General features: G+C 64.5%; 24 protein-coding genes. 13 read left to right on the forward strand and 11 right to left on the reverse strand.

The window, feature by feature from the left end; genetic code table 11:
• Positions 1–95: 95 nt before the first annotated feature.
• Positions 96–1,385 (reverse strand): acetyl-CoA hydrolase/transferase family protein, encoded by a 1,290-nt coding sequence (locus ASF61_RS04345; protein ID WP_056151588.1) that lies wholly within the window; start codon positions 1,383–1,385, stop codon positions 96–98.
• A gap of 160 nt (positions 1,386–1,545) precedes the next feature.
• On the opposite strand from ASF61_RS04345, the gene ASF61_RS04350 reads away from it, so the two are divergent.
• Entirely contained in the window at positions 1,546–2,634 is a 1,089-nt protein-coding gene (locus ASF61_RS04350) for a porin (protein ID WP_056151591.1), read from the forward strand.
• Here ASF61_RS04350 and ASF61_RS04355 read toward each other — a convergent pair.
• From ASF61_RS04355 to ASF61_RS04360, 3 genes are all read right to left on the reverse strand, one after another.
• Positions 2,631–3,173 carry a DUF3617 domain-containing protein gene (locus ASF61_RS04355; RefSeq protein ID WP_056151593.1) on the reverse strand — a complete coding sequence of 181 codons (543 nt, stop codon included), beginning with the start codon at positions 3,171–3,173 and terminating at the stop codon, positions 2,631–2,633. The genes ASF61_RS04350 and ASF61_RS04355 overlap by 4 nt on opposite strands.
• An 87-nt stretch (positions 3,174–3,260) precedes the next feature.
• Positions 3,261–3,407, reverse strand: a complete 147-nt coding sequence (locus tag ASF61_RS23140) for a lmo0937 family membrane protein (RefSeq protein ID WP_156369451.1) — start codon at positions 3,405–3,407, stop codon at positions 3,261–3,263.
• Between the two features lie 207 nt (positions 3,408–3,614).
• Positions 3,615–4,241 (reverse strand): glycine zipper 2TM domain-containing protein, encoded by a 627-nt coding sequence (locus ASF61_RS04360; protein WP_056151596.1) that lies wholly within the window; start codon positions 4,239–4,241, stop codon positions 3,615–3,617.
• A gap of 187 nt (positions 4,242–4,428) precedes the next feature.
• On the opposite strand from ASF61_RS04360, the gene ASF61_RS04365 reads away from it, so the two are divergent.
• A complete protein-coding gene (locus tag ASF61_RS04365; protein ID WP_056151599.1) occupies positions 4,429–5,178 on the forward strand; it encodes a Crp/Fnr family transcriptional regulator in 750 nt (249 codons plus the stop codon).
• A 119-nt stretch (positions 5,179–5,297) separates the two neighbouring features.
• On the opposite strand, the gene ASF61_RS04370 is transcribed toward ASF61_RS04365, so the two are convergent.
• Together ASF61_RS04370 and ASF61_RS04375 are read right to left on the reverse strand one after the other, a co-directional pair.
• Positions 5,298–5,522: a glycine zipper 2TM domain-containing protein gene (locus ASF61_RS04370; protein WP_056151602.1), complete on the reverse strand. Its 225-nt coding sequence runs from the start codon at positions 5,520–5,522 to the stop codon at positions 5,298–5,300.
• A gap of 152 nt (positions 5,523–5,674) precedes the next feature.
• Complete coding sequence (locus tag ASF61_RS04375; RefSeq protein ID WP_056151605.1) at positions 5,675–7,681, reverse strand: AsmA family protein; 2,007 nt, start codon at positions 7,679–7,681, stop codon at positions 5,675–5,677.
• Between the two features lie 193 nt (positions 7,682–7,874).
• Here ASF61_RS04375 and ASF61_RS04380 point away from each other — a divergent pair, with 193 nt between their 5' ends.
• The 6 genes from ASF61_RS04380 to ASF61_RS04405 all read left to right on the forward strand — a co-directional run bounded on the left by ASF61_RS04380 (position 7,875) and on the right by ASF61_RS04405 (position 10,871).
• Positions 7,875–8,258, forward strand: a complete 384-nt coding sequence (locus tag ASF61_RS04380; RefSeq protein ID WP_056151608.1) for a DUF4398 domain-containing protein — start codon at positions 7,875–7,877, stop codon at positions 8,256–8,258.
• A gap of 19 nt (positions 8,259–8,277) precedes the next feature.
• Positions 8,278–9,180, forward strand: a complete 903-nt coding sequence (locus ASF61_RS04385) for an OmpA family protein (protein WP_056151611.1) — start codon at positions 8,278–8,280, stop codon at positions 9,178–9,180.
• A gap of 27 nt (positions 9,181–9,207) precedes the next feature.
• Positions 9,208–9,744 carry a bacterioferritin gene (locus ASF61_RS04390; RefSeq protein WP_056151614.1) on the forward strand — a complete coding sequence of 179 codons (537 nt, stop codon included), beginning with the start codon at positions 9,208–9,210 and terminating at the stop codon, positions 9,742–9,744.
• A 68-nt stretch (positions 9,745–9,812) separates the two neighbouring features.
• Positions 9,813–10,115 (forward strand): YqjD family protein, encoded by a 303-nt coding sequence (locus ASF61_RS04395; RefSeq protein WP_056151617.1) that lies wholly within the window; start codon positions 9,813–9,815, stop codon positions 10,113–10,115.
• A gap of 3 nt (positions 10,116–10,118) precedes the next feature.
• Positions 10,119–10,505, forward strand: coding sequence for a phage holin family protein (locus tag ASF61_RS04400; RefSeq protein ID WP_200919799.1), 387 nt, complete (start codon positions 10,119–10,121; stop codon positions 10,503–10,505).
• A 9-nt stretch (positions 10,506–10,514) separates the two neighbouring features.
• Positions 10,515–10,871 (forward strand): hypothetical protein, encoded by a 357-nt coding sequence (locus tag ASF61_RS04405; RefSeq protein WP_056151619.1) that lies wholly within the window; start codon positions 10,515–10,517, stop codon positions 10,869–10,871.
• 125 nt (positions 10,872–10,996) lie between these two features.
• Here ASF61_RS04405 and ASF61_RS04410 read toward each other — a convergent pair whose 3' ends face one another.
• From ASF61_RS04410 to ASF61_RS04415, 3 genes are read right to left on the reverse strand one after another with little or no spacing between them, the layout of a single operon-like run.
• Positions 10,997–11,344 carry a hypothetical protein gene (locus tag ASF61_RS04410; protein ID WP_056151621.1) on the reverse strand — a complete coding sequence of 116 codons (348 nt, stop codon included), beginning with the start codon at positions 11,342–11,344 and terminating at the stop codon, positions 10,997–10,999.
• A 15-nt stretch (positions 11,345–11,359) separates the two neighbouring features.
• Positions 11,360–11,512, reverse strand: coding sequence for a DUF3309 family protein (locus ASF61_RS22570; RefSeq protein WP_082491203.1), 153 nt, complete (start codon positions 11,510–11,512; stop codon positions 11,360–11,362).
• A gap of 56 nt (positions 11,513–11,568) precedes the next feature.
• Positions 11,569–12,039, reverse strand: coding sequence for a glycine zipper 2TM domain-containing protein (locus ASF61_RS04415; RefSeq protein WP_056151624.1), 471 nt, complete (start codon positions 12,037–12,039; stop codon positions 11,569–11,571).
• 250 nt (positions 12,040–12,289) lie between these two features.
• Between ASF61_RS04415 and ASF61_RS04420 the strand changes: the two genes are divergently transcribed.
• Together ASF61_RS04420 and ASF61_RS04425 are read left to right on the forward strand one after the other, a co-directional pair.
• A complete protein-coding gene (locus ASF61_RS04420; RefSeq protein WP_056151627.1) occupies positions 12,290–12,601 on the forward strand; it encodes a BON domain-containing protein in 312 nt (103 codons plus the stop codon).
• Between the two features lie 102 nt (positions 12,602–12,703).
• Positions 12,704–13,879, forward strand: coding sequence for an AI-2E family transporter (locus tag ASF61_RS04425; RefSeq protein ID WP_373994525.1), 1,176 nt, complete (start codon positions 12,704–12,706; stop codon positions 13,877–13,879).
• Positions 13,880–13,933: 54 nt separating this feature from the next.
• Here the strand turns inward: ASF61_RS04425 and ASF61_RS04430 are convergent, their stop codons facing one another.
• On the reverse strand, positions 13,934–14,815 hold the full coding sequence (locus ASF61_RS04430) for a YihY/virulence factor BrkB family protein (RefSeq protein ID WP_056151631.1): 882 nt from the start codon (positions 14,813–14,815) through the stop codon (positions 13,934–13,936).
• A gap of 50 nt (positions 14,816–14,865) precedes the next feature.
• The gene (locus tag ASF61_RS04435; protein WP_056151633.1) at positions 14,866–15,903 is read right to left on the reverse strand and encodes an OmpA family protein; all 1,038 of its coding nucleotides are present in this window, start codon (positions 15,901–15,903) and stop codon (positions 14,866–14,868) included.
• Positions 15,904–16,283: 380 nt separating this feature from the next.
• Between ASF61_RS04435 and ASF61_RS04440 the strand changes: the two genes are divergently transcribed.
• From ASF61_RS04440 to ASF61_RS04450, 3 genes are all read left to right on the forward strand, one after another.
• The gene (locus tag ASF61_RS04440; protein WP_056151636.1) at positions 16,284–16,895 is read left to right on the forward strand and encodes a winged helix-turn-helix domain-containing protein; all 612 of its coding nucleotides are present in this window, start codon (positions 16,284–16,286) and stop codon (positions 16,893–16,895) included.
• A gap of 147 nt (positions 16,896–17,042) precedes the next feature.
• On the forward strand, positions 17,043–17,924 hold the full coding sequence (locus ASF61_RS04445; RefSeq protein ID WP_056152173.1) for a zinc-dependent peptidase: 882 nt from the start codon (positions 17,043–17,045) through the stop codon (positions 17,922–17,924).
• A 91-nt stretch (positions 17,925–18,015) separates the two neighbouring features.
• A complete protein-coding gene (locus ASF61_RS04450) occupies positions 18,016–18,576 on the forward strand; it encodes a hypothetical protein (protein WP_056151638.1) in 561 nt (186 codons plus the stop codon).
• Positions 18,577–18,607 lie beyond the last annotated feature (31 nt).

Here is an 18,607-nt window from a genome sequence, read left to right on the forward strand (position 1 = left end):
CGCGTTAAACGAAAAACGAAGTATACCTGCTCGGCCCGGGCCCGGTATGTTCGTTCTCGAACGCTAGTTTCCGGCCTTCAATTCGCCGCGTGGCGTCAGCACAACATGATTTTTTGCGCGGCCTGGCGCAGCTCGTGGCGGAAGTCCGGGTGGGCGATGGCAATCAGCGCCTCGGCGCGCTGGTGGGCGGTCTTGCCGCGCAGCTGGGCCACGCCGTATTCGGTGACCACGTAGTTGACGTCGTTCTTGCCGGTGGTAACGTGGGTGCCCGGCGTGAGCGTGGGGACGATGCGCGACACGGCGCCGTCCTTGGCGGTCGAGGGCAGCACGATGAAGGCCTTGCCGCCGCGCGAGCGGTTGGCCGCGCGCACGAAATCGACCTGGCCGCCGGTGCCGGAATAGGGCAGGTGGGCCAGGCTCTCGGACCCGCACTGGCCCAGCAGGTCGACCTGCAGGCTGGCGTTGATCGCCACCATGTTGGCGTTTTGCCCGGCCAGGTAAGGGTCGTTGGTGAAATCGACCGGGTGCATTTCCAGCATCGGATTGTCGTGCATGAAGTCGTACAGCCGGCGCGAGCCGAGCGCGAAGGTCGCCACCATCTTGCCGGGCATGAAAGTCTTGCGGCTGTTGTTGACCGCGCCGCACTCGACCAGCCTGAGGATGCCGTCGCCGATCATCTCGGTATGCACGCCCAGGTCTTTCTTGCTGGTGAGCTGCATCACCACCGCGTCCGGAATGCCGCCGTAGCCGATCTGCAGGGTGGAGCCGTCGTCGATCAGGTCGGCCACCAGCTTGCCGATCGCTTCCTGCACCGGGCCGATGGCGGGCAGGCCCACTTCGATCACCGGTTCCGCGCTTTCCACCAGCGCCGTGACCTGCGACAGGTGGACGATGCAGTTGCCGTGGGCGGTGGGCACGTTGGGATTGACCTCCAATATGATCGCGCGCGCCTTGCGCAGGGCGGCCATCGTGTAGTCGGCGCCGAGGCTCAACGCGAAGTTGCCGTATTCATCCATGGGCGAGGCCAGCGAGAACACCACGTCGGCCGGCACCAGGCTGCGTTCGATCAAACTGGGCAGCTCGGAAAAATAGGCGGGCACGAAATCGGCCCAGCCGGCTTGCCCCGCCGCGCGCGAGGCGCCGCCGAAGAACAGGGCCACGTGGCGCACGTGCTGCACGGTGTCGCAGTCGAAGTAGCCGTATTTGCGCATGGCCAGGATTTGCGCGACTTTGACGTCGCGAAAGCGCCTGCGCTGGTCCGACAGCGCGTGCAGCAGCGCCGGCGGCTCGCCGGCGCCGGTGGGCACGATGATGGTGTCGCCGTCGCGCAGGTAGTCCAGCGCCTGTTCAGGCGTACAACGTTTGCTGTCGTATTGCGCTTGCATGGCGGTGCCCTTTCGCAGGTAGAGTCCCACTATAAACCAACTGGCGGTCAAAGTGAGGGCCTGGGTGCGTGCCGGCTGAGGCCCGCTTAGGTTGTGATGCGCACAGAACGGCGCACCGCAGCGGCCTATCATGAGCTCATCTCACTTTTCATCGCTGATCATGAAACCGACCCTTACCCAACACTGCCTGACGCTGGCATTGCTGGCGCCCTGGACCGCAGCGGCGCAAACGCCGCCGGTCGAGGTGTATGGTCTGCTCGATGCCGGCGTGGTGGCCGACGGCGGTTGCCAGGGCGATTGCGCCCGCCCCCGCATCGACAGCGGTATCGCTTCCGGTTCGCGCCTCGGCATCCGTGGCCGCGAAGACCTGGGCCGCGGCACGTCGGCCGTCTACACGCTCGAAGCGGGCGTGAAAAACGACACCGGCACCAACGAGCATGACGGCAAGCTGTTCGGCCGCCAGGCTTTCGTGGGCATCGACGGGCCGCTGGGCGTGGTCACCATGGGCCGCCAGTACAACCTGGTGTACGAGACGCTGACCGACGTGGCCGATCCGTTCCACGGCGGCATGGCCGGCAATGCGGGCAACCTGGTTGGCTACACCACCAAGCGCTACGACAATTCCATCAAGTACAAGTCGCCGCGCAGCCGCAGCGGCTTCATCGGCTCGGTGATCTACAGCTTCGGCGAGTCGCAGTTCAGCAGCAAGGTCAACCGTGCTTACGGCGCCACCCTCGGTTACGCCAGCGGCCCGGTCAACATCAGCATCAGCCACCAGCGCAAGAACAATATGCTCGAGGCCAGCGGCACCACCCCGGCCGTGGACCAGTCGGCGCGCAACTCGCTGATCGCCGCCAATATCGATTTCGGCGGCGTGGTCGGTTATGCCGCCTACGGCCGCAGCCGGGGCGACGTCGGCAACCAGTGGGACATGTCCAATCCCTACGGGGCCATGGCGCAATCGCTGCCGACCGATCGCAGCCGCGATGCGCTGTTCGGCGTGTCGGTGCCGATGGGTGCGACCACTTTCCTGGCTTCGTACATCCACAAGGATGACCAGGGGCTGGCCAACCGCGACGCCGACCAGCTGGCCGTGGGCGCCAGCTACGCCATGTCCCGCCGCACCGATGTGTATGCGGCGCTGGCCAAGATCCGCAACCGCAACGGCGCCGGCTATGGCGTCGGCGACGCCACCAACCGCGGCCGGGGCGACCACGCGATCAACGTCGGCCTGCGTCACTCGTTCTAGGGCTTGGCCGGGCAACTGGCGGCGATCCAGCGCCCGGTCGAGTTGACCTTGACGTCCTGCCGGCTGCCGGTAGCGGTAGTCGTCACGTCCATCACCATCTTGTAATGCTGGTCGTCCACGAAGGTCACCTGTCCGCGCCCGCTCGACGCCGGCTCCTTGCAGGTAAACGTCACGTCCAGGCCGCCGGAAACCGGCGTGCTGGTGGACGTGCACTGGCCTTTCTGGTTCAACGGTAATTCCTTTCTGGCGGCCATCTCGGGTGTCACGCAGGCGCGCACGGCGATGGCGCCATCGCTGCCCACGGTGGGCGACGACACCCCGTTCTTGGCCAGGAATGCATCCATCTGCGCCTTCTGCGCCGGGGGCAGGTTGCCCAGCTGCTGCATGGCCATGTCCAGGGCGGCGCTGGTCTGGATATCGGCGGTGGACACCTTGCTGCTGGTTTCCCACAGGCCAGGCTTGACGGTTTGCGCCTGCGCCAGCGCGCCGAGCAGCAGGGCGGGAAAAGTCAGCGTAACGGTAAGAGCACGACGTTTCATGGTGTTCCTTTCAGAGCAAATGGAAAAACGGCGCACCACCGCGAGGGTGGGGCGCCGCTTCTTGTCAACGACTTCGGTTGTTGCGTACTAGACGCCGCGACCGCTGATCAGGCGCAGCAGAACCATGATGATGGCAACGACCAGCAGCACGTGGATGAAGCCGCCGATGGTGTACGAAGTGACCAGGCCCAGCAGCCACAGGATAAGCAGAATTACAGCGATGGTATAGAGCATGTTTCTCTCCTTGGTTATGTTGTGACGTCCGCAGTGGGCATCGAAGCGATGTCGAACTGTTCGTTCGTATCTTGGAATCTATTATCTTTATAACCATCCAATTCTTCTGTACGCTGTCCCACGTAAATAGGACACTGCTAACTTAACTCAACATTAAGGGGGCGCCCGACGGTCTTTCGATGCCCCCTCAGGTGGCCGTCTTTCACATTAATTCGCCGCCCGCAGCTTACCGTTAATTACCTTGACCTGGTCGCCCTCGCGCCACGACGGCTGCGAGCCGAAGTTGAACGTGCGGCGGGTGCCATTGTCCATGCCTACCGTGACCTGCCACGAGTGCGTGGTATTCATGTGGCCTTCGATCTGGTTGCCGGCCACTGCACCGCCGACTGCGCCGGCCACGGTGGCCAGTTGCCGGCCGTGACCGCCACCGACCTGGTGCCCCAGAATGCCACCGAGAATGGCGCCGCCGGCCGCGCCGACGCCGCTGCCTTGCGGACGGTGTTCGATCGAGCGCACCGACGTCACCACGCCGCAACTGGTGCAGACGGCCGGGGCTGCCGCTTGCGGCTGTACGCGTTCGCTGTCGCGTGGTGCCAGGCTGTTCGCGGCCAGCGGCACCGGCGCCGGCTGGGCAGCCAGCTGCTGGCTGCCGGGCTGCGGTTCGCCAGGCGCCGGCTGGCCGGCCACCGGCGCCAGGTTGGCATTGGCTTCCGACTTCGGCAGCCAGCCCATCAGGGCTGCCGTGCCGACACCGCAGAACAGGATCACGGCCACGGCGGCAATCAGCAGCATCGGATGCAGGGTGGACTTGGCGGATGGGGTAGGGGTGTTCATGATGTTTCCTCGTGCAGTACTTTTTCTGAAAATTTTTTTTAAGGTGTGACTTTTTTGTGACTTTTAGTCGCCGTTATTGCAGTTCATTTGCGACTATGTGCAGCACCGCACATTGTCGCGCTGGGCCGGCTTTGATTCCGTGCGTCAGCGTACATACGTTCCAAATCATTGCCGTTACGCTAAGTCCATGCATACCTATCACCCCCACCTTGCCGACGACGACAGGAGCCCATCGCGCGCGCTGGCAAATCGTTTACTGTCGAATTTGCCTGAAGAAGAGCAGGGCCAGCTGGCCCGCATCGGCGAAGTCGTCCGCGTGGAAGTGGGCGAGGTGCTTCATGAGCCGGGCCAGGCCGTGCGACATGTGTACTTCCCGATCGACTGCCTGCTGTCGCTGCTGGCCGTGGCCGAGGGACGTATGACGCTCGAGGTCGGCTCAGTCGGCCGCGAGGGCATGATCGGCGCCCCGGTGGTGCTCGGTCACGAACTGGCGCAGGTGCGGGCCGTGGTGCAGCGGGCAGGACGTGCCGTGCGCATGGACGCGAGCGAATTCCGCCAGGTGTATGCGCGCATGGAACCGCTGCAGCGTCTGCTGCACCGCTACACCGACACGCTGCTGGCGCAAGCGATACAGATCGCCGTGTGCAGCCGTTTCCACGTGCTCGAGGCGCGGCTGGCGCGCTCGCTGCTGATCACCCGCGATCGGCTGCAGTCCGACAAATTCCACCTGACCCACGAATTCCTGGCCCACGCGCTCGGCGTGCGCCGGGTCGGCGTCACCAAGGCAGCCAGCGCACTGCAGCAGCAAAAGCTGATCACCTACAGCCGCGGCAATATCGAGATCCTCGATGCAGCAGGACTGGAAGCGGTCTCGTGCCGTTGCTACGAGCTGGTCAAGGACGAGGGCGTGATCGGCATGTCGCACGTCTTCGAATAATTCCGCGCTGTCCAGTGCCCGTTGCTGGCCTGTCGGGTCCCACTCTGCGGCCATGCGGCCACTAAAAATCCGCCATCCCGCTGGGCAGGCATGGCGGACGATGCATGGCGATGCGCAGGTCAGCGGCTAGGTTTTTGCACCTGGTTGCCGATCACGCCGCCGACCGCTGCGCCGCCAACCGTGCCCACGGCGCTGCCGCCGGTCAGTACCGAGCCGGCCACTGCGCCGACGCCAGCGCCCACGGCAGTGTTACGGTCCTGGTTGGACATGCCGGCGCAAGCCGTCAGGCTCAGGGTGGCGACCACTACTGCTGCTGCCGACGCTGCACGTTTCATCGTATTCATTTTCTTCTCCTCAGTTGGCTGATCAAGGCGCAGGCTCATCCGCGCCGATGGTTCAAGAGTACTGCTTGTTGCACACCGCGACCGTTAGCCAGCGCACCTTGAAACACCTTGTTACCCTTGTTACCCATCGTGCTGATCGCGCTCGGCGCGGCCTAGTGTGCCGGGCCATGGGACAGCAGCGCCGCGCAGTTGGCCGTCCGCGACGGCCGGGGGCTGACCAGCGGCGCCAGGGCGGTCACCGGCGCCACCAGCGCCAGCGCTGCCGCGCCGCCGGCGCGCAGCGCCATGCTGCCCTTGTCGACGCTGATGTCGGTGTTCTTGAACGTGCCGCGCACATAGATGGGCGAACGCAGCGACAGGATGCGCATGCTCTTGGCGTCCGGTTTCAGGGTGAAGTCGAGTTGTTCGTTGGCCAGGTTGACCGTGCCGTTGGCATCGATGACGGCGTCGGCCGTGTCCACCACGAACCGGCGCGACCGCATCAGGCCGTCGCGCACGCCGAAGTCGGCCACCAGGCAGTTGAGCCGGACCTGCTCGTCGCCGAACAGGCGCGTGAGCGCCACGCTGCCGAGGTTCAAGCCCATTTCCTCGAGCAGCAGCTTGCTCACGCTGCCGCCGCGCACCGCGCCCTTGACGTTGCCATTGGACGAGCCGAGCAGGTCGGCCACGGAATTGCCGCGGGCAGTCAGCGCGACCTCGGCGTTGACCTCGCCCACGGTGGCGCGCATGCCGTCGATATCGGTAAACAGCTGCTTGAGCTGCAACCGGCGCAGGTCGGCCTTGAGCTGGGCGCGGATCGCGTGCGGATCGGTCCTGCCGCTGCCATCGAGCACGATGTCGGAAACAAAACTGCCGCCGGCGATGTCGAACTTGAGCGGATTGAGCGAGAGCACGCCATCCTTCATGTGCACCAGCGTCTCGACCTGTTGCACCGGCAGGCCCCGGCCGCGCGTGATGCGCTGCGCGGTCAGCCTGACATCGGCGTCGAGCGCGGTCCAGCGGTCCTTGCGGAACGCTTCCACCGGCAGCACCTTGTTGCGCGGCTGGACCGTCTCGACGCCGCGCGCCGCGCGGCTGGCATTCGAGTCGGCCCCCACCAGCGGTCCCAGGTCGTCGAACTGCAGCAGTGTCGAACTGACCGTGCCGGTCAGCAGCGGACGCGGCGCCGCGGAGCGGTAGTCGAGCTTGCCGGCGATGTCGCTGCTGCCCACGCGGCCGGTAAAGTCGCGGTAAATCCAGTGGCTGCCGGCGCGGTCGATGGCGCCCAGCAGCCGGCCCCCGGTGGCGAACGGCGGTGTTTCCGGCAGCAGCACGCCGGTGATGCCGTACAGGCGCGCCATGCTGGGCCCGGACATCTCGAGTTTCAGGTCGAGCGCGGTGAGGGCGGACGGACGGGTGAGCGTGCCTTCGGCGGCGATGCGCGTGCCGCCGACATCGACGCTGGCGGCCAGTGGAAACGGCGCCGCGTGTTCCTGCAGGCCCAGCACGGCGCCCGACTTGCCGCTGCCGGCGATGGCCTGTTCGTTCCATTTGCCTTGCAGCGTCCATGCCACGCCGTAGGTCTGGTCGTTGGCGATGCTCTCGACCGTGGCGACGGCATCGACATGGGTGGCCGCGTCGCGGTAGTGGACCACGCCGCGCGCCAGCACCACGCGCTGCACCGCCAGCTGCCAGCCCGGTTGGCGGTCGTCGCGGTGGAAGGTCCAGTTGTTGCGGCCTGCCGCATCGCGCAGCAGCCACAGTTGCGGCTGCTCGAAGCGCAGTACCGGCACCACGATGCGCTGCTGCAGCAGCGGCAGCAATTCCACCGCGAACGCGAACTGGCCCACGTTGGCAAACTCGCCGCCGCCCGGCATGGCGGCCGGCTGGCCGATGTGCACATCGCGCGCCACCAGCTGCGGCATCGGCAGCCGGTCGCGCCATGACGACGCTGGCCCTGCAGCGGGCTGGCGCCAGGCCAGCGTCAGCGGGCCGCGGATCGAAAACGGCCGGTCGATCGCCGCACCGATGCGCGCGCTGATCCACGGCCGTGCGCGGTTCCAGTCGTAGCAAGCCAGCACGGCTGCCAGCACCAGCGCCAGTGCGGCCGCGGTGGCCAGGCCGGCGCCGGTCGCCAGCAGGGCGATACGGGTGTAGCGGCGGCGGCGGGCGTGAGGCATGGCGGTGTCCGGGGCGGGAAGGTGGTCGCATTCTACACAGGACGTCCAGCGCCGGCCGCCCGGGTGCGCCAGCGCACTTACCGCGTGCAGGCAGGGCAGGGCATCGACCCTATGTGCGGCACCGAACTGAGCGTGCCGGGGCATGCGCCTATAACGTTATTTGTCAGTTCAATATTCTCGAGGAGAACAATAAATGAACCAGGTTCAGCAAAAATTCAAAGTGATGTGCGGCGCGCTGGCGCTGCTCTGTCTGGCCGCTTGCGCCAGCGAGAAGACCCCGGCCACCGCAGACGTCGCCGTTTCGCGCGCCGCCGTGGCCAACGCCACCTCGGCCGGTGCTGCCGACCTGGCGCCCGAAGAAATGAAATCGGCCCGCGACAAGATGATGCGCGCCAACCAGGCGCTGGCCGCCAAGGATTACAAGCTGGCGCAAGACCTGGCAGCGCAGGCCCAGGCCGACGCCCAGCTGGCCCAGAGCAAGGCCAATTCTGCCAAGGCCACTGCTGCCGCCGACGAGCTGCAGCAAAGCATCCGCATGCTGCGCGACGAAGTCAATCGCAGCAACCAGCAACAATAAAAATACCTCGGAGCCCGATATGAAATTGATGACCAAACTGCGCACCCTGCCTGCCGCCGTGGCCGTGGCAATCGTCCTGTCCGCCTGCAGCAGCGCCCCGATCACCACCAGCGAACTCGACGGCGCCCGCAGCGACTTCGTCGCTGCCCAGAGCAACCCTGCCGTTGCCGCCAGCGCGCCGGTCGAATTCAAGGCCGCTGCCGATGCGCTGGACCGCGCCAACGCTGCTGCCGCCCAGCGCGAAAGCCTGGCAGACATCGACAAGCTGGCGTATATCGCCAAGCAAAAGATTGCCGTGGCCCAGGAAGTGACCAAGCAGAAGCAGGCGGAAGCCAATGTGGCGCAAGCGAGCCGCCAGCGCGATGAGGTGCGCCTCGAAGCGCGCACCGCCGAAGCGGACAAGGCGCGCATGGCGGCCGACCGCGCCAAGGCCGAGGCGGACGCTGCCCGTCAGCAGGCCGATGCCGCTGCCGCCTCCGCGCGCGACGAGCAGGCCAAGGCTGCAGCACTGCAGCAGCAGCTCAACGACCTGCAGGCCAAGCAGACCGACCGCGGCCTGGTGATTACCCTGAACGACGTGCTGTTCAACGTCGACAAGGCCGAACTGAGCGCCGAAGGCATGCGCACCGCGCAAAAAGTGGCCGACGTGCTGGCGCAGGAACCGAAAAGCGTGGTGCTGATCGAAGGCTTCACCGACTCGACCGGCAGCTCGGCGCACAACCTCGACCTGTCGCAGCGCCGCGCCGACGCCGTGCGCCAGGCCCTGACCGGCATGGGCATACCGAGCAGCAAAATCTCTACCAAGGGCTATGGCGCTGCCTACCCTGTGGCCGGCAATAACGACGCCGCCGGCCGTCAACTGAATCGCCGCGTGGAAATCGTGCTGTCGCAAAACGGCGCACGGATCACTAATCGTCGTTAATCCCATCACTCTCAAAGGACTTATATCATGGCTGAATCCAATCCCACCCATCCGGCAGGCATCGATCGTGACGCCATTCGTGCAGCAGCGCGCAACCTCGAAGACGGCCCGGTCACCGAAGGCTACAAGGGCGACCGCGAAGCCGTGGTCAAGATGCTCAACGACGCGCTGGCTACCGAGCTGGTTTGCGTGATGCGCTACAAGCGCCACTACTACACGGTCAGCGGCCTGCAGAACGGTCCGATCAAGGCCGAATTCCTCGAGCACGCCAACCAGGAGCAGGAGCACGCCGACTCGCTGGCCGAACGCATCGTTCAGCTCAACGGTCAGCCCGACTTCAATCCTGCCACGCTGCTGGCGCGCAGCCACGCCGAATACGATGCGTCGGAAGACGTGCAGGCGATGATCCGCGCCAACCTGATCGCCGAACGCGTGGCGATCGAGTCGTACCGCCAGATGATCGAACAGATCGGCGATACCGACCCGACCACGCGCCATCTTTTGATCAGCATCATGGCCGTGGAAGAAGAACACGCAGACGATATGCGCGATCTGCTTGAATAAGAGAATAGGCCAGTTGGTGAAATTGTTGTACAGTTTTCACTTCTCACAACCATAACAGGAGCATCATTATGTTGGAACAAAATATCAGCACCGTGAATAACGACGTGAAAACTCTGGTCAAGGACGCCCAAGCACTGTTCACCGCCGCCACTGCACTGACCGGCGAAAAGGCCGACGAGCTGCGCGGCCGCGGCATGCGCGCGCTGGATTCGGCGCTGGCCAAAGCCCACGAAGCGCAGGTGAGCGCGGTGGCGGCCAGCAAGGAAGCCGCCAAGCAGGCCGATGCCTATGTCAAGGAAAACCCATGGCGTTCGATCGCCGGTGCAGCAGCCATCGGCCTGCTGGTGGGCGTGATCATCGGCCGTAAATAACCGATGGCGCAAGCTGACGAAGTGAACCGTCCGCCCGGCCTGATCGCGTCGCTGGGCAACATCGCCCGCAACAGCATGGGCCTGCTGCTGACGCGGCTGGAACTCGCCGCCCTCGAGCTGTCGCAGGTGCGTAACCACCTGCTGCAACTGGTGGTGGCGTTTGCGGTCGCCCTGGTGGCCGGCTGTTTTGCGTTGGCGTGCTTTACAGTCATGGTGGGTTACCTGGCGTGGAGCGCGCTGGGCTGGCTCATCCTGCCTATCCTGGCCGGCGTTTTCCTGCTGCTGGCGATAGGCTTGATCCTGTATGCGCGTGGCCTGATCAGTGCCGGCAAGCTGTCGATGCCGGCTACCATGGCCGAGCTCAAATCCGACCGCGATATGTTGTTGTAAGGAGAGCAGATGAGCAAACAGGCACATGATCCGGCTTCGGCCGACATCGAACGATTGATCCGCGAAGGCGAGCTGTATCGCATCAAGGTGGTCCACGCCAAGGCGCTGGTGGCGCAAGCTATTCGTCCCGACGCGCTCATGCATGGCGCACTGGACCATGTGGCGAGCCTGGCCCAGGCGCGCCTCGGCGGCCTGATGCCGCCGGGCGGCTTGAGCAACTTTAACTACAAGGCGCTGATGCCTTACGCCCTCACGGTCGGCTCGTTCCTGGCGCGCAAGCGTCTGATCAAGCCGGTACTGGGCGTGGCGGCGCTGGCAGGCGTCGGGGTGGCATGGCTGCTCAAGCGCAAGCGTTCCGCGTCCTGACCGGTACGGACACTTCAGCGGTCAACGAGATTCGGGCCCGTCAGCGCTAACGCTGACGGGCCCGAATGCTTTGATGATCGTGTTGTGGTGCAGTGCCCGGTGTTCAGCGATTGTTCAGCGGTTGTTTAGCGGTTGTCGGCGACGATGGCGCTCACCTGGGCCATGTCGTGGCGGTAGGTTTCCTGCGCCTGCTTCAGGCACGCGTCGCGCTCGGCAGCGGGGCCCTTGGCGCAAGCCTGCTTGGCCTCGGCCAGCGCAGCGCCAATTTCCTTGCGCAGCGTGCGTTCCTTCTGTGCGGGCGTGACATCTTCGCGCTGCCAGCGGGCCGGATCGCCGCGGGCGATCTCCTGTTTCTGCAACTGGACGTTCTGCGGCGGGGTATTGTCTGGTGCCTGGGCTTGTGCCTGCGCGGCAAACGCCGCGCAGGACAGAACCAGCACGGCGCCGCATTGCAGGGTGCGGAATGGCGTCATGGCGGCTCCTCCGGATCAGATGCGGCCGGTCAGCAGCATGATCAGCAGGATCACGACCAGCAGGCCGGTGATGCCGCTCGGTGCATAGCCCCAGTTGCGGCTGTGCGGCCAGGTAGGCAGAGCGCCCACCAGTAACAGAACCAGAACGATCAGTATGATGGTGCCCATGGTGTTCTCCTCGAGGTCATTGGATGTGGGGGATGGCGCCGGCGGACCGGCCCGGATTAATAGCGGTAGAGGCGGCCGTCGATCAGGCGCACGCGGTTGCCCACGCGCAGGTCATACACGCTGTCTTGGTTCACCATGCGGTAGTCGCCGTTGTCCATGCGCACGCTGATCTGGTACTCGTCGCGCGGTGCGTTGCGGTTGTTTTCGACATTGTTGCCGACCAGGCCGCCAGCGACAGCGCCTGCTACGGTGGCAGCTGCGCGGCCGTTACCGGAACCGACCTGGTTGCCCAGCAATGCGCCGACCACGCCGCCGGCAACGGCGCCGGCGCCGCTGCTCTGGCCCTGTACCGTGCGTACCTGGATCGATTCGATGGTGCCATAGCTGGCCGCCTCGTTCTGGTAGCCGGTTTGCTGACCGTAGCCAGGCGCCTGGCGGTAGCCGCCGTTTTGGTTGCCGGTCGCGCAGCCGGTCAGGGCGGCGGTGGCGGCCAGTACGAGTACGGCGAGGGTGCGGTTCGAATTCATGTTGTCCTCCTGAAAGTAATAAGTCCAGAATAGACATAAGGCGTCCAGCGGTCTGTGCGCTTCCGCACCATGGAATTCCCCGAAATAAATGTGGCGATTTTGCCAAATGTGGAAGTGTGTACGATACCGAACAGAGGGGCCCGGGCGATGCGCGTAAAACGTCTCCATCGGCAGCAGCGGCCTGCATCGCCCCAGGCATGCACCGCTCGGCTGACAAACTGATTCGATCAAAACACCAAGGAGAACCACCATGAAAATCGCCCACAAAATCGCTACCGCACTGTTCACCGTCTCGCTGCTGGCTACTGCAGGCTGCGCTTCCACGCCAACCAAGGAAGGTACGGGCGAATTCGTTGACGACAGCGTTGTGACCACCAAGGTTAAAGCTGCGATCTTCAACGAGCCTACCCTGAAAACCACCGAAATCAACGTGGAAACCTTCAAGGGCACCGTGCAGCTGAGCGGCTTCGTGTCGCAGCCTGCCGACGTCGCCAAGGCTGGCGAAGTGGCGCGCAGCGTCAAAGGCGTCATGTCGGTCAAGAACGATATCCGCGTGAAGTAATTCGGCGGTTTCGCAGACCCGTCCGTGCGCCGCGCGCATGGATGGACGCGGTCGGCGCGGCATGCTTCGGTGTGTCGCGCCGTAATTTTATTGTGAGTCATCATGAGCCAGCAGCCTGCAGACCTTCCACCTGCCTCCCTCACACCCAGCCCGGCCACTGCCACCGAGGCCGAGCCCGGTGTGCTCCAGCGCTTTCCCATCCATGTCAACGCGCGCGGCGTCGCGCTCGGCATCATCGCCACCGTGGCCTTCGTGTGGGCCTTGCAATGGTCGCGCAATTTCCTGGTGCCGCTGCTGCTCGGCATCCTGATCAGCTATACGCTGAGCCCGCTGATGGGCTGGATGACGCGGCGCCGGGTGCCGCGCGCGATTGCGGCCACCCTGATCACGGCAGTCATCGTGGGCAGCGCCGCCGTGGTGGTGGACAAGCTGCACGGCGAGTTCGAGGCCATCGTCGACGAGCTGCCCAACACCGGCCACAAGCTGTCGAAAATGGTCAGCGAACGGCTGCATGGCAGTTCCAGCGCCTTGCAGCGGATCCAGGCCGTGGCCACCGAGCTGCAGCAGGCCACCGCCGGCGCCCAGGAGCGCCGCGCCGCGCGCAAGGCGGTCCCGGCCACGTCCCCCGAATTTCCGCTGATGAACTGGGTATGGGCCGGCTCCATGGGCCTGATGGGCTTTCTGAGCCAGGCCACCATGGTGATCTTCCTGGTGTTCTTCCTGCTCCTGTCCGGCGACACCTTCAAGCGCAAGCTGGTCAAGCTCACCGGGCCGTCGCTGACCAAGAAAAAGATCACGGTCCACATCCTGGAAGACATCAATACCTCGATCCAGAAGTACATGCTGATGCTGCTGGTGACCAACGGCATGCTGGCAGTGCTGATGTGGGTGGCATTGCGCTGGATCGGCCTGGAAAATGCCGGGGCCTGGGCCATCGTGGCCGGCCTGCTGCACCTGATGCCGTATTTCGGCCCGCTGCTGATCATGCTGGCCACCGGCCTGGTCGCGCTGCTGCAATTCGAATCGATCCAGATGAGCGTGCTGGTAATGGGCACCTCGCTGGCGATCGCGACCCTGGTCGGCACCATCATCACCACCTGGATGACGGGCCGCTTCGCTCGCATGAATGCGGCTGCCGTGTTCGTCAGCCTGCTGTTCTGGGGCTGGCTGTGGGGCGTGTGGGGCTTGCTGCTGGGCGTGCCGGTGATCGTGATCGTGAAGGTGGTGGCCGAGCGCGTCGAGGGAATGGAAGTGGTGGCCGAACTGCTGGGCGAGTAGGCGAGGGCGGCCAGTGTGAAAACGGGGTGCTGCGCAGGCGGCACCCCGTTTTTTTTATTGCGTTGCTGACGGCGCCGGCGTAGGCGCCTTGTTGCTCAGGCTGCCCAGCTGCAGCGCGTACTGCCGGGCGAATTCGGCGCCGAGGAAGAAGATCTGCGCCGAGTAATACACCCACAGCAGCAGCGCGATCACCGAGCCGGCCGCGCCATAGCTGCTGGCCACGCCGCTGTTGCCGATGTAGGCGCCGATGGCAAATTTCCCCAGCGTGAACAGGGCAGCCGTGCCGAGCGCGCCGATGCAGACGTCCTGCCACGACAGCTTTACCCGCGGCAGCATCTTGAAGATCACGCCGAACAGTGCAGCGATGACCAGGAAGCTGATGGCGTAGTTGATGCCGGTCAGCGCCTCGCCGGCATCGATCCAGATCCGCCCCCAGTACTTCTGCACGATGGTCAGGATCGCGCTGATCACCAGCGACACCATCAGCAGGAAGGCCAGCACCAGCACCATGCCGAACGACAGCAGGCGGGTGCGCAGCACGTCCCAGGCGGTGTTGGTGGTGACCGGCGGCACCTGCCAGATCACGTCCAGGCTGGACTTGAGTTCGGCAAACACCGTAGTGGCGCCGAAGATCAGCAGCAGGAAGGCGATCAGGGTCGCCAGCTGGCCTTCCTCCTTGTTGCGGGCGCCGGCCAGCACCAGCTGGATCGCTTCCGCGCCCTGGCGCCCGACCAGGGCGTTAAGCTGGGCAAACAGCTCGCCCTGCGCCGCCTGCGGCCCGTAGAACCAGCCGGCAATGGCCAGCACCAGCACGATGATCGGCGCCATCGAAAACAGGGTGTAGAACGCCAGCGCCGCGCCCATGCTGCCGGCGCGGTGCGAAAACCATTCGGAGACGGTGCATTTCAGCACCGAAAAAATATCTCTTTTTCTCATTGGTAAAAAAAAAGCCCCGCAACCGAAGTTGCGGGGCTCTTCCTGAAGAATTACTGCACGCGGCGTTCGATGGTGATCTGTTCCACCTCGACGCGACGGTTAGGTTCCAGGCACTTGATCAGGTCAGCCTTTTTCTTGTTGTCGCAGTTGACAACAGGATTGGACTTGCCACGGCCTTCGGCGGTCAGGCGGTTGGCGGCAACGCCTTTACCGACCAGGTATTCCTTGACCGACACGGCGCGGCGCTCGGACAGTTTCTGGTTGTACTGGTCCGAACCCAGGCGGTCGGTGTAGCCGGCGATGGTCACATCGCTGATGCCAGGGTTGTTGTTCAGCAGGGTTGCGATCTCGTCCAGCTTAGGCTGGTTCGGTTTCAGCTTGGCGCTGTCGAAGCCGAACATCTCGGTAGCCGACATCGTCACTTTTTCCATGCGCACCGGTGGTGGTGGCGGTGGTGGCATTGGTGCTGGTGGCGGTGGTGGTGGTTCAGCCACGACCGGTGCTGGTGGTGGCGGCGGCGCTGGGCGTGGTGGCGGCGCGAAGGCGAAGTTCACGCCAACGGTCAGGTACACGTTGTTGCTCTTGTCGCTAGGGAAAGCGTCGTCACGCAGGAAGCCGTGCACGTTGCGGATGTCGGCCTGGAACGTGGTGCGGTCGTTCAGGTCGGCCTGGAAGCCCAGACCGGCGCTCAGGTAAGGCGAGTTCTTGGTGACCTGGTTCTGACCGACCAGCGCCTGCTTGTCGCGCTGCATACCGGCGCCGACCAGGATAAATGGACGGAAGGTTTTACGGGAGAACATGTACAGGCCGTCCACGCCCAGGGTCTGCTGCTGGTAACGGTCGCCGTTCTGCTTCGAACGGGCGTAGGTGCCGCCCATTTGCACGTCCCAGGCTTCGTTGACAGCCTTACCGAATTTCAGGCCTGCGCCAGGACCGCGACGGTCCACGCCGAAGTCGTCGTCCGGCTTGAAGCCGCTGACGCTGGGCTGGACATACCACGAAGGGTTGATGACCGGCTCTTGTGCCAAGGCCGAGAACGACGCGCACAGCATGGCTGCAGCGAGGGCGATTTTCTTGGTGTTATTCAAAGTAAGCTCCCGATTAATGAGGATGTTTCGTTATCAGCAGTGCTCTATTCACCGCTGCTGGTGTCAAACTTTAGGCAAAATAGTCACTTCGTTCAGTTCGCTACCGCACAAAAGATTGTGCTGTATCAAATTCGACACAAATTACGGATTTGCTGTCGCCGGCCATGCAACTTACCGAAATACCGGGTGTCCTATCTTCATTATCCGGGTTTCGTCGCTAATGTTCGTTGCCGCACAGACTGATCTGCGTCAAAACGGCATGCTGGCGTCAGATGCAGAGACTGTAGCAACCGGCCCTGCCAGGGTCCTCAACCTGACAGTCGCTGCGGCCACCATTCCCGGCACCCCCATCTCGGTAAATGTTATTAAGGAGTGTACATATGCACGCACAACCCCAAACCCTGGTCCAGAACGAAATGAAAGCGTCGCTCGACATGCAATCGACCACCAGCAAGCTGTTGGAGCGTCCCGTGCCACTGGACCGCAAACCGGCCCTGTCCATGGCCTCGATCGAGCGCGTGCGTTCCACCTCCGCCACCCTGCGCCGTATCGAAAACATGCAGAAGCTCATCGCCGAGCTGTCCATGCACGAGATGCTGGCCGACGAAATCGCCTGGTTCCTGAAATTCTCGCCATCGGGGGCCCGTAAATACATCCGCGACCTGCGCGAAGCCGGCGTGATCGAACTGGCCCGCTATGTCGAAGGCACCGCTACCTACCTGGGCAAGGCAGTCTACCAGCTCACGCCCGATCCGGAGCGCGTCGCTGCCTTCCTGGCCGCCATCGTCCAGCCAAAGCGCGAAGGCGCGCCACCGCGCAAGGAACGTCCAGGCCTGCGCGAGCAAGCGATGGCCGGCAGCGGTCGTCACTTCCACATCCTGGCAGACGACACCCACTACGCAATCCGCGTCAACCGTGGTCCGGTGATGCGCGATCCGCTGGTTGCCGCCCTGTTCGGCTCGGCCCCATCGCAGCAAAAAGCAGCCGAGTAATCGGTCTGCTGTCCAGCGAAGACATCGAAAAGCCGGGTGCATCCCGGCTTTTTGCCTTTTCGGACCATCGTTTCCAGCGTGCCCGTATTGAAAGAGCGGCAAGTGTCCTCACTTGAGCAGCACTGAACCCTTATGGATGTGCTGTACATGGAAGCCCTGATCTGGATCGTCCTCACGCTGCTGGCCATTGCGCTTCCTCTTGCTTACCCGCGCTGGCGACTGCGTCGCGTGCTGGCGCGGCCGCTGCCGGCCGCGGCGCAGGCTATCCTGCAGCGAAACATCCCCGTCTACCGGCGCATGGCGCCCGCGCTGCAGCAGCAGTTGCAGCAGCTGGTCGTGCAATTTCTGCATCAAAAGAAATTTGTCGGCTGCGAGGGGCTGGAGATGACCGACGAGATTGCTGTCACGATTGCCGGCCAGGCTTGCATGTTGCTGCTGAACCGCCCGACCAAGGTCTATCCGGCCCTGCATACGGTGCTCGTGTACCCGTCCGAATTCGTCGCCCAGCGCGCCGAGATCGGTCCCGGCGGCGTGGTGACGCCGGGCCGCCAGAGCATGCTGGGCGAATCGTGGGACGATGGCCGCGTGGTGCTGTCCTGGGATGACGTCCAGCGCGGCGCCGGCAACTGGACCGACGGCCACAACGTGGTGCTGCACGAGTTTGCCCACCAGCTCGACAGCGAATCGGGCCGCGCCAACGGCGCCCCCTACCTGGGCAACCCGGCCAGCTACCGCGACTGGTCCGATGTCTTGCAGCGCAACTACGACAGCCTGCGCATGCGCGCCATGTACCGCCAGGAGACGGTGATGGACCCGTACGGCGCCACCAACCCGGCCGAATTCTTTGCCGTCGCCACCGAAACGTTCTACGAAAAGCCGTACCAGATGGCCGAGCACCACGGCGAGCTGTTTGCCGAGTTTCTCAAGTATTACCGGGTCGATCCGCGTGCCTGGCAGTCGCCGCCTCCGCCACCGCCGCCGGTTCAACCTGAGCCTGGCGAGATCCACTACAGCTGGAACCCGCACTAGCATCCGAAGTGCGCCTGCGCACCGACTGCGCCAATGGCGCGGCGCATAGTGCGGCCATCGCCGCTTGCGGCCCGACCACCCGGAGGACAGCATGAGCCACATCATCGCAGGGCAGTTCCAGATCCAGGACGAGATTGCCGCAGCCCGCGCGGCGTTGCAGCGCGCCGGCTTTGCCGACGAAGACATCAGCGCCTTTTACGTCAACCCGCAGGGCCAGCACGATGTCCACGAGCTCGGCGGCGACCACGACAAGTCGCCGGGCGCGAAAGAAAGCGACGAGGGCGTGGTGCAGGGGGGCGGCGCCGGCGCGGTGGCCGGCGCGGTGGCGGGCAGCGCAGCGATTCCGGTGGCCGGTCCGCTGGGGCCGGTGGTGGGGGCGCTGGTGGGCGCCCATGTCGGTTCGCTGTTCAGCTTGTCCAAGATGAAGGATGCGGGCGAGCCGGAGGAGGGACGCGACGGTCACGAAAACATGCTTGCGCCGCGCAAGTCCGGCATGATGATCGCGGTGGCAGTGGCCGACGAGGGTGCGGCGCAGCGGGCGCTCGACGTCTTGCGTTCGCTGGGCGCGACCAATCTCGAGCAGGCCGAAGGCACGATCGCGGCCGGCGACTGGCGCGATTTCGATCCGACCTCGCGCCCGGTGCCGGTCTGAGCCGATTCCGCCCCGGATTCGGCAGCCGGGC

The organism is Duganella sp. Leaf126 (genome assembly GCF_001423125.1).
In the GTDB taxonomy this organism is placed as follows: Bacteria; Pseudomonadota; Gammaproteobacteria; order Burkholderiales; family Burkholderiaceae_D; genus Rugamonas.

Bases quoted from the DNA above. Each gene is read 5' to 3' on its own strand.
- ASF61_RS04345 (WP_056151588.1), bottom strand. From the start codon at position 1,385: ATGCAAGCGCAATACGACAGCAAACGTTGTACGCCTGAACAGGCGCTG.
- ASF61_RS04350 (WP_056151591.1), top strand. From the start codon at position 1,546: ATGAAACCGACCCTTACCCAACACTGCCTGACGCTGGCATTGCTGGCG.
- ASF61_RS04355 (WP_056151593.1), bottom strand. From the start codon at position 3,173: ATGAAACGTCGTGCTCTTACCGTTACGCTGACTTTTCCCGCCCTGCTG.
- ASF61_RS23140 (WP_156369451.1), bottom strand. From the start codon at position 3,407: ATGCTCTATACCATCGCTGTAATTCTGCTTATCCTGTGGCTGCTGGGC.
- ASF61_RS04360 (WP_056151596.1), bottom strand. From the start codon at position 4,241: ATGAACACCCCTACCCCATCCGCCAAGTCCACCCTGCATCCGATGCTG.
- ASF61_RS04365 (WP_056151599.1), top strand. From the start codon at position 4,429: ATGCATACCTATCACCCCCACCTTGCCGACGACGACAGGAGCCCATCG.
- ASF61_RS04370 (WP_056151602.1), bottom strand. From the start codon at position 5,522: ATGAATACGATGAAACGTGCAGCGTCGGCAGCAGCAGTAGTGGTCGCC.
- ASF61_RS04375 (WP_056151605.1), bottom strand. From the start codon at position 7,681: ATGCCTCACGCCCGCCGCCGCCGCTACACCCGTATCGCCCTGCTGGCG.
- ASF61_RS04380 (WP_056151608.1), top strand. From the start codon at position 7,875: ATGAACCAGGTTCAGCAAAAATTCAAAGTGATGTGCGGCGCGCTGGCG.
- ASF61_RS04385 (WP_056151611.1), top strand. From the start codon at position 8,278: ATGAAATTGATGACCAAACTGCGCACCCTGCCTGCCGCCGTGGCCGTG.
- ASF61_RS04390 (WP_056151614.1), top strand. From the start codon at position 9,208: ATGGCTGAATCCAATCCCACCCATCCGGCAGGCATCGATCGTGACGCC.
- ASF61_RS04395 (WP_056151617.1), top strand. From the start codon at position 9,813: ATGTTGGAACAAAATATCAGCACCGTGAATAACGACGTGAAAACTCTG.
- ASF61_RS04400 (WP_200919799.1), top strand. From the start codon at position 10,119: ATGGCGCAAGCTGACGAAGTGAACCGTCCGCCCGGCCTGATCGCGTCG.
- ASF61_RS04405 (WP_056151619.1), top strand. From the start codon at position 10,515: ATGAGCAAACAGGCACATGATCCGGCTTCGGCCGACATCGAACGATTG.
- ASF61_RS04410 (WP_056151621.1), bottom strand. From the start codon at position 11,344: ATGACGCCATTCCGCACCCTGCAATGCGGCGCCGTGCTGGTTCTGTCC.
- ASF61_RS22570 (WP_082491203.1), bottom strand. From the start codon at position 11,512: ATGGGCACCATCATACTGATCGTTCTGGTTCTGTTACTGGTGGGCGCT.
- ASF61_RS04415 (WP_056151624.1), bottom strand. From the start codon at position 12,039: ATGAATTCGAACCGCACCCTCGCCGTACTCGTACTGGCCGCCACCGCC.
- ASF61_RS04420 (WP_056151627.1), top strand. From the start codon at position 12,290: ATGAAAATCGCCCACAAAATCGCTACCGCACTGTTCACCGTCTCGCTG.
- ASF61_RS04425 (WP_373994525.1), top strand. From the start codon at position 12,704: ATGAGCCAGCAGCCTGCAGACCTTCCACCTGCCTCCCTCACACCCAGC.
- ASF61_RS04430 (WP_056151631.1), bottom strand. From the start codon at position 14,815: ATGAGAAAAAGAGATATTTTTTCGGTGCTGAAATGCACCGTCTCCGAA.
- ASF61_RS04440 (WP_056151636.1), top strand. From the start codon at position 16,284: ATGCACGCACAACCCCAAACCCTGGTCCAGAACGAAATGAAAGCGTCG.
- ASF61_RS04445 (WP_056152173.1), top strand. From the start codon at position 17,043: ATGGAAGCCCTGATCTGGATCGTCCTCACGCTGCTGGCCATTGCGCTT.
- ASF61_RS04450 (WP_056151638.1), top strand. From the start codon at position 18,016: ATGAGCCACATCATCGCAGGGCAGTTCCAGATCCAGGACGAGATTGCC.